This is a genomic window from Synechococcus sp. R5-13, from assembly GCF_047462015.1.
Lineage (GTDB): Bacteria > Cyanobacteriota > Cyanobacteriia > Thermostichales > Thermostichaceae > Thermostichus.
Window position 1 is genome coordinate 1 of record NZ_JANSIL010000045.1, and the last position, 7713, is coordinate 7713.

The following is a 7713-nucleotide window of genomic DNA, read 5'->3' on the forward strand; positions in this document are numbered from 1 at the left end:
GGCTTGCTAACTGCAGGGCTACTAAAAGCCCGCTCCGTACCGCCTAGCGGTTGGTGTCGGGTAGTTTACATAGCCGCGGCCAACATGCTTAGTTTAATGGCTATTTCGGTTCCGCAAAGTAACCAATTGTTCAGCAGATCGGGGACTAGAGGCAGCCCCTGTAGCTTGTTCGCGAAAGCGTCACGCAGCGGTAAGGGCGCGATCCAACAATTCCATCGGGTGATAGATGGGGATCCCGGCTTTGCCCTGTAGGCGCAGATGTTTCTGGATTTGTAGGCGGCAGCCGATATTGGCAGAGACAATCCCCTGAGCACCGGTGTTAAGCAAGTTCTTTACCTTCTGGGATCCCAGCTCATCCGCCACCTGGGGTTGCAACAGGTTGTAGACGCCGGAGCTACCACAGCAGAGGGCCGCATCGACGGGATCCCGCAGCTCCAGCCCCGGGATTTGCCGCAACAGGTGTCGAGGTTCCTGGCTGAGCCGCTGCCCATGCAGCATGTGACAGGCATCCTGGTAGACCAGCACCAGGGGTTCCGGCTGTAGCGGATGTAGAGGAGCCGTTAACCCCACCTGGGCGAGAAACTCCTGAATATCCCTGACTTGAGTGGCAAATCGGGCTGCTTTCTCCTTGTAGTCGGGATCCCTGGCCAACAGGTGGCCATACTCCTTCAGGGTATGCCCGCAGCCAGAAGCGTTGATCAGAATGGCATCCAACTCGTAATCGGCAAAGGCATCGATCATCTGGCGGGCCAGGGTTTCCGCCTGCTGCAGTTGCCCTTGATGGTGGGGCAAGGCCGCGCAACAGCCTTGGACGGGCGGGATCACCACCTCACAGCCGTTGTGGGTCAAGACGCGAATGCTGGCCTCATTCACTTGCGGGGCAAACAGGCGCTGCACGCAGCCCAAAATGAGTCCCACCCGAAAACGGCGTTCTCCCACCGCCGGGATCCGCTCAGGGTAACGCTTGGGCAGCAGTTGCTCCACCTCCAGGGGGGGCATCAGGGATTCCATGGCCGCCAAACGCGGGGAGACCTTTTCCAGACCCTTTCGGATCCAAGCGCCGATCCCCATTTTTTGGTACAGCCAGAGAGGCCACAGCAGCGGTTGCAGCCGCTCCGGGTAAGGAAACACCGAGAAGATGAACTGGCGGTAAAGCCGATCCCAAAGGCTACGTGGGTAGTTGCGTTCGATTTGCGGGCGGGTGGCGGCAATTAAGCGGTCATATTGCACCCCCGATGGACAGGCCGTAACACAGGCCAAACAGCCCAAACAACTGTCGAAGTGGGAAACCGTAGCCGCCGAGAGGGAGATTTGACCTTGGTTGAGAGCCTCCATCTGATAGATGCGCCCCCGCGGCGAGTCCGTCTCTTTGCCGATTACACGGTAGCTGGGGCAGGTGGTCAGGCAAAACCCGCAATGCACGCAGGCATCGATCAGCTTGGGATCCGGGGGATCCACCCCATCAAAACCCGGCCCTTGCGATAAACTCATTGGCTTCGACCTATCGCGCTCTCAGCTCTACATGGCCATGCAGGGAGACAATTGGCAGCTTGCCATCCTGCCTGCAGTTTTTCTGCATCTTAATCCCAGAGTGAGGGGGCTGATTACATCCCACGGCAGAGCAAAGCTGCCAGGCCTGGCCAGAGCCTCCCAAAAAGGTCAGCTCCCGCCCTTGGGAGGCGGCACCCGGAAGCCACTTGGCAGCTTCTCGCCCTGGGCAGCCGCCTCCAGCGCCGCTAGGAGGAAGGCTTCGAATTGACGCACCGCCCCTAGGTCGCAGTACAGGTGCGTTTTGGCTGCTGCTACAGCCTTGCTGGCAAAAGCGAGGCAGCGTTCTTGGTCACGAGCAAAAGCAAGGGCTGTGGGCGCATAGTCCTCGATGGAGGGGGCAATAGGCGCAATCTCGGCGATCCCCATCTGCTCGTAGGCTGCTGCCACAAAACGCCCACGGGCAAAGCGCCCAGGCCAGGTGACAATTGGTTTGCCGTAAGCCATGGACTCGTAGAGAGTGTTGCCTGAGCCGAAATGAATGGGATCCAGCAAAACATTACAGTGGGCCACCAAAGCCATGAAGCGATCAAGCGGCTGGTACGGCAGGAAGCAGACCCGTTCGTTGAGGATAGGGGCACTCTTTGCCCAGCGCGCCCTGAGCTGCTCGCTCCGAGCCTTGGGGGGGATCTCAATCATGACAATGTGGCCCTCGGGGTCGCCCTCAGCAATGGCTGCTAGCACCGCGTCGAAGTCAGGGTGCAGCTTAAACGAAGATTGAGGGCAGCCGTAGAGCCGGCCGTGCTCTGGCAGGCCCAGTTCTGTGCGGGAGGGAATTGACGTTGGCAAGCTGAAAAGTTGGTAGCAAAAGGGGAGGCGGGTAAAACGCACCAAGCGCTCACTGTAGTAGGCTTCTGCTCCTTCCGGTTCCATCGGCGCATCTCCCCCTAGGAAGTAATCAACTGTATCGATGCCGGTGGTATCCGGATGGCCGTAACTAACCATCTGCACAGGCGCAAGCCGCGCATAGGCCAGAAAGTAGGTGGATAGCCGCATGCCAATGTCGGGGTAGAAGAGGGCATCGAGTTCAAGGGCTGCAACTTGTGCTTGCCACTGGGGAAGTCGACCGCTGAGGGTCACCGTTCGGTCGCAAGCAGCTTCCAACCTAGCTCGCAGTTGGTCACGCTTGGCTTGTGGTGGGTAGATGAGGATGACCTCAAAGCGGGAACGGTCAAGCTGACCCAGAAGGCCCTGGTAGAGCTTGCCGATGGTGTGGTCGACAAGCAACTCGGAGCAAAAGCCAACCTGGATGCGCCGACCTGTAGGGAACTGCCAGCGGGCAACATGCGGCGCTTCAAAGTTCAACTGCGGCGCCTTAGCCCGAAAGAGCCGACAGCGACCTTCCATGAGCGCTCGGTCGTCGGCGTTGTGGTAGGCAAGGTAGAAGAAGGAAACAGAGCCGCTGAAGAAGTATTGGGTTGGGTCGGTCAAGGTTCCAGGCAGGTCCAGCAGAGCGTTAAGGCCCTCCCGATAGCGAGCTCGCCAGTGGGCAATGGCCGCTTGGGACTCGGGGATGGCTGGTAAGTAAAGCCGACCCGCAATCTGGGCGGCAAGGATCCGCTCGGCCGCATCGGAGGGCTGGGGTCTACATTGGCGGGCCGCCTGTAACACTTCCTCAGCTTCCCCATCCTTTCCTTGAGCTGCCAAAGCAAAGGCCAAAGCTAGATGGGCGTCGAAGTGGTGCGGCTTTTTCTGCAGGGCAAGGCGCGCACAGCTTTCTGCTTCTTGGAGTTGGTCAGAAAACCCGTAGACTTCTGCCTTTGCCAGGAGGCTCTCAACAAAGTGGGGACAAAGGGTTAGGGCTTTGTCAAAGTAATCCAGCGCCTTGGGAAAGTCATAGTTAGCTGCGGCCAATCGTCCAAGGCAGTAGAGTGCTTCTACCCGCTGTGGGTTGAACTGCAGTGCCGCTTGGTAGGCGCTTGCAGCTCGCTCGCTTTCGCCACTTGCCAACAGCGCACTTCCATAGTTGACCCAAGCGTCGGCATAGGTTGGGTTAAGCTCGATTGCCCGCAAGGCAACCGCTTGCGCTTCAGGCCATTTGCCAATCTCTTGCAACAGAGCTGAAAAATTGCTGTATATCTCGGCATCCTTGGGATAAGCCAGCAGTGCCTGCCGGAAGAGAGCTTCACTTTCCTCATAGCGCTCTTGGTCCTGAAGAGATACGGCCAGGGCAAGCAGGGCCTCGCGCTGATTGGGCTCAATGGCAAGAGCCCGCCGAGCTGCCTCTTCCGCTGCCACTGCCTCCCCCTGTTTCCAGCGCACCTGGGCAATAATGGCCCAGGCCAGGGCAAGACCTGGGTTTTTGGCAAGTAGCCGCTGGGCTTTTTCCAAAACAAGGGCTAGGTTGCCACTGTTGTAGGCAGCTGCTGCTTCCTGTAGCTCGCTGGCTTCTTCCTCGGTGGGGGGCTGCGTTACTGGCAGAGGGTCAGGAGAGGGAGCTTCTCCCTTCAGGGTGGCGGCCGCTAGCCGCGCAGTTAGCTCGACAACAGCGGGCCCTTCCAAACCGTGGGCGCACGCTTCGGCAAGAACCCGCTCGGCCTCCCCGTATTCACCACACTCCAGCAGGGCTTCAACCAAAGCTAGCCAATATTGACCAACCGTTGGATTGGCGCTGACTGCCGTCATCAAATGGGACAGTGCCGACCGGGGCTGCCCCCGCTGACGGGCAAGTTGGCCCAGAAGGTGGTGGGCGTAGTGGTGGCGGGGGGCAACCTGCAGGATGGCCCGATAGAGCCGCTCTGCTTCTTCCAGGTGCCCCTGCTGGTGGTGGTCAATAGCTTGCTGCAGAAGGTTGCTTAGCTCCATCATCGGCCCTCTAGTTTGGGCAAGGCATAGGGATGAGCAGAATGCCAGTAGTCGACTAGTTGCCCTTGGTGCTCGATAAGCACCTGCTTTGGCTCTATCCCAAGCCTAGCCATCTCGGCAACAATGTCAGCGGCGCGCCATTGGGTTGGGATGATGACCACGTCTGGGGTCTGCGTTTTCAGCTCCTCTGGGCTGACAATTTGCTGGCCAACGCCGGCAACATAGGTGCCAACTTTGTTTGGATCGGAATCGACAACCCAGGTAAGCCAATTGGTCTTAACCCCAAAGTGGTGCATGAAGGCTGCCCCTTTCCCCGTGCCTCCCCAGAGGGCAACTCGCAGGCCACTGTTAGCCAGCTCTTGAAGCTGGGCAGCAATTTTGCGGCGAGCCTCTTGGCTGCCTTGCTCAAATTTGGCTGCTGCTTCAGCCCGGAGCCGCCAGGCTAGCGGTAGCTGCAGCTCAACGATGGCCAACACCACTTCCCCATCGTAGGCGTGCCACAAGCTCACAATTGCACCGACGCGCTGTAGCAGGGCACGCAGCGACTCAGTGCTAAACTGCTGGGGGTGTTCGTAGTAAAAATCCACCAGTCGCCCTGTGGCAAAGACCCGGTCGATACAGGGCACTTCAACAAGCAGGCGCACAGTCTTTTTACAGCAACCTGCAGCCCATGCCAACTGCTGTAGGAAGGCTGCTGGTTGGCTAAAGTGCTCCAGGACATGACGCATCACCACCAGATCCGGCTGGAGGTGCAGCAGATCTTCAACAGGGTCAAAAAGCCGCGCCTCAAATTGAAACTCACTGGGGAAGTCGTCCGGTTGGTGAGGGTCAAATCCAATGTACCGCCCTTGCCGGCGAGCAGCCGAAGACCGCAGAAAGTGACCACAACCGCAGCCAATCTCAACCACGGTTGGGTTCTCAGGTAGGCGGGTCAGCACCTCATCGACCAGTTGCGCCAGATGCCGGTTCCACAAGACCCCGGCGTTGAACATGAGGTTCGGCTGACTGCCGTACGGGACATCCTCATAGCGGAAGGCGCGATTCCAGACATGGCCACAGGCGAGGCACTGCACAAAGTCAAGCCGATAGGGGGGCATGGCCCGTGCCTCCTCTTCAGTACGTGGCCAGCCCAATGTGGCAAGTGGCGCAGCCCCTCCGTCAAAAAAAGGGTGAGCCACTGATTCGCCACAGGCAGGACAGGGATCCGTATAAAGAGGAGTCATGCTCTACACTTACTCAAGCACAGCATAAGACATGCACGTCGCGTAAGGGAAGCGAAAGAGACGGAGATTGCGGAGGCCCAGCATCTCGATCGTTGCCAGTGTTTCACCCGGAAACTGACGCATGTTGAGCTCATCGAACAAGATCACAGCTCCCTTTGGCATGCGTGGCACAAGCAACTCCAGCGCTAGCTTTGTCTGCAAATTGCTCCTTGAGTCGCTTCATTTTCACCCTCGCTTATCGTAAAGTCTTCCAAGCCTCTGCTGCCTCCTGGGAGAGAGTGCCGGCATAGTAGCCCTGAATCGGAAAGCAAAACGGTTGATCTTCAGCAGGCTTGCGCAGAACACAGTAAAGCAAGGCGTTTTGGCCAATCTGGTTTTTAGTGACCAGTTCGAGGATATCCTCGCGTTTCCATAGCTGTACGAACTTCAGTGGATTATACTCGACGTAGAGATAGGCCATTATCGTGTAGCTGTTTGCCTGGGCTAGATCCCAGAAAAAGGTCGGCTGCACGTTGTAAAAACCGTGATCGAGCCAGCCGGTAAATGGCAGACCGTGGATCATTAGGCCACCAGGCAGCGTGTAGTCGTGTATGGTTTTCATCACCTGGGCAATATTGAAGATGTGCTCGGCTGTGCCAAGGTTAAAAACAGCATGGTAACGCTGAGGCAACTCGATAGGGAAATTGAGATCCAGCTTGAGAGCTGCCTCCGTGCCATGAAGATCCACCGCTGTCATCGAACGTGGCTGCCAGAAGGTGCGCCAAAAGACCTTGGCGATCTCGAACAGCATTCCAGGGCGCTTAGCCTGAGTAATTTCATCAAGTTGACGGAAGAGGGCAGTACGTTCTTCCTCTTTGGCAAAGCGATAAATGTCTTGGCCAAGCTGCTCGACAGCCACGTCGCCGTACCAGTTGGCCTCGCCCAGTTCCAAACAGTCGCCTCCAAGCGGAATAGCGTTTTGTTGCCGCATTTGGCTAAATAGAACGTATTCGATGGCAGTGATAGCCATGGATCTCTCCTTGTTTAAAGGAAGTTGCAGCGGCGGCATGGCTCTACCTGCAGACGGTTGTCCACCGTCGCGCGCAGTCGGCGATAGCTTGGGCTGTTGTAGATGTCGAGGACATGCTGGTCCCGAACGTTGCCTATGGGGTAGCGTGCCTGGCCATCGGCGCAACAGTGGGCTACCACACCCGTTGCCGTGATTGATATGTCAAACCAGCGAGTGCAGGCTATGGGCGGTGCCGTGGGAGGCGACACATCGACCTGGCCAAGCCAGTTCGTGCGCGGAAAAATGCTAACTTCGAACAATGGATACGTTGTCCTTACCCAGGTAATGAAATCCTCATCAGCTGCTGTGCCGTCTCCAACACGGGATAGCACAATGCGCATTGGCAAGCGTCCCTCAGCTTTTGCTTTGTGAAGTCTGTCCAGGCTTTCGCGAGTCCGTCTGTAGGGCAACTTCATCGTTGCCTCGTATTCGTCTGGGCGGTGATCGTTGAAGCTAACCCACAAGTAACCAAGATTGGGAAACCAAGATTGGGAAACTGTGTTAATCGTTCCACAATCCGCTCGTTGATGAGGGAGCCATTGGTAGTCAAGGTGATGGTAGCGTGCGGTAGCTCAGACTGAAGATATGTAAGCAAATCGAAGATCCGTGTATCCAAAAATGGCTCATTAACCTTAAAAGGACTTAATTGAAAGCGATGAAGACGCGGAATGTCTTTGAGGTCATTAACAATTTTTTCTATTAGAGAATCATCCATCTTTGCTCCCTTTCTTTCCAGTGAAGAATAGGGACAAAAGTTGCAGGCAGCGTTGCAACGTGCCATCGTTTCCAGATGGACATGAGCTGGAAAGTCAATGTATGAACTCTCCCGCATCGCCAGAGCTCTGCGCTGATAGTCCAGCAAGTTCGGCGGAATTGTGCTCATCTCACTGTCCTCCTGCAGCATGCAATTGTCTACTCATTAAAACATTGCAACAGGCTCCCCCGTGTGGGCGCTTCGCACCCCTAGCAGGAACGCTGCTGCCTGCGGTAACTCTAACCTAGAGCATGACTCTAGTCAGTAATAAGCTCAACTATACTGAAAATAATGTATAATATGTTCAGTACGGATTACTACCAGTTGATCTTTCT

General features: G+C 56.6%; 6 protein-coding genes. All 6 read right to left on the reverse strand.

The annotated features are described in order from the left end of the window. Positions 1-180: 180 nt before the first annotated feature. The 6 genes from NW840_RS03890 to NW840_RS03915 all read right to left on the reverse strand — a co-directional run bounded on the left by NW840_RS03890 (position 181) and on the right by NW840_RS03915 (position 7507). Positions 181-1491, reverse strand: coding sequence for a (Fe-S)-binding protein (locus tag NW840_RS03890; RefSeq protein WP_414342495.1), 1311 nt, complete (start codon positions 1489-1491; stop codon positions 181-183). Between the two features lie 168 nt (positions 1492-1659). Beyond that, positions 1660-4356 carry a tetratricopeptide repeat protein gene (locus NW840_RS03895; RefSeq protein ID WP_414342497.1) on the reverse strand — a complete coding sequence of 899 codons (2697 nt, stop codon included), beginning with the start codon at positions 4354-4356 and terminating at the stop codon, positions 1660-1662. Continuing rightward, entirely contained in the window at positions 4353-5576 is a 1224-nt protein-coding gene (locus tag NW840_RS03900; protein ID WP_414342499.1) for a class I SAM-dependent methyltransferase, read from the reverse strand. The genes NW840_RS03895 and NW840_RS03900 overlap by 4 nt, the downstream gene beginning before the upstream one ends. Positions 5577-5811: 235 nt before the next feature. Beyond that, a complete protein-coding gene (locus tag NW840_RS03905; protein WP_041436669.1) occupies positions 5812-6585 on the reverse strand; it encodes a hypothetical protein in 774 nt (257 codons plus the stop codon). A 14-nt stretch (positions 6586-6599) separates the two neighbouring features. Beyond that, positions 6600-7040: an SPASM domain-containing protein gene (locus NW840_RS03910; protein WP_414342500.1), complete on the reverse strand. Its 441-nt coding sequence runs from the start codon at positions 7038-7040 to the stop codon at positions 6600-6602. Then, positions 7037-7507, reverse strand: coding sequence for a radical SAM protein (locus NW840_RS03915; RefSeq protein ID WP_414342502.1), 471 nt, complete (start codon positions 7505-7507; stop codon positions 7037-7039). Before NW840_RS03915 ends, NW840_RS03910 begins: the two co-directional genes overlap by 4 nt. Positions 7508-7713: the final 206 nt, after the last annotated feature.

Bases quoted from the DNA above. Each gene is read 5' to 3' on its own strand.
- NW840_RS03890 (WP_414342495.1), bottom strand. From the start codon at position 1,491: ATGAGTTTATCGCAAGGGCCGGGTTTTGATGGGGTGGATCCCCCGGAT.
- NW840_RS03895 (WP_414342497.1), bottom strand. From the start codon at position 4,356: ATGATGGAGCTAAGCAACCTTCTGCAGCAAGCTATTGACCACCACCAG.
- NW840_RS03900 (WP_414342499.1), bottom strand. From the start codon at position 5,576: ATGACTCCTCTTTATACGGATCCCTGTCCTGCCTGTGGCGAATCAGTG.
- NW840_RS03905 (WP_041436669.1), bottom strand. From the start codon at position 6,585: ATGGCTATCACTGCCATCGAATACGTTCTATTTAGCCAAATGCGGCAA.
- NW840_RS03910 (WP_414342500.1), bottom strand. From the start codon at position 7,040: ATGAAGTTGCCCTACAGACGGACTCGCGAAAGCCTGGACAGACTTCAC.
- NW840_RS03915 (WP_414342502.1), bottom strand. From the start codon at position 7,507: ATGAGCACAATTCCGCCGAACTTGCTGGACTATCAGCGCAGAGCTCTG.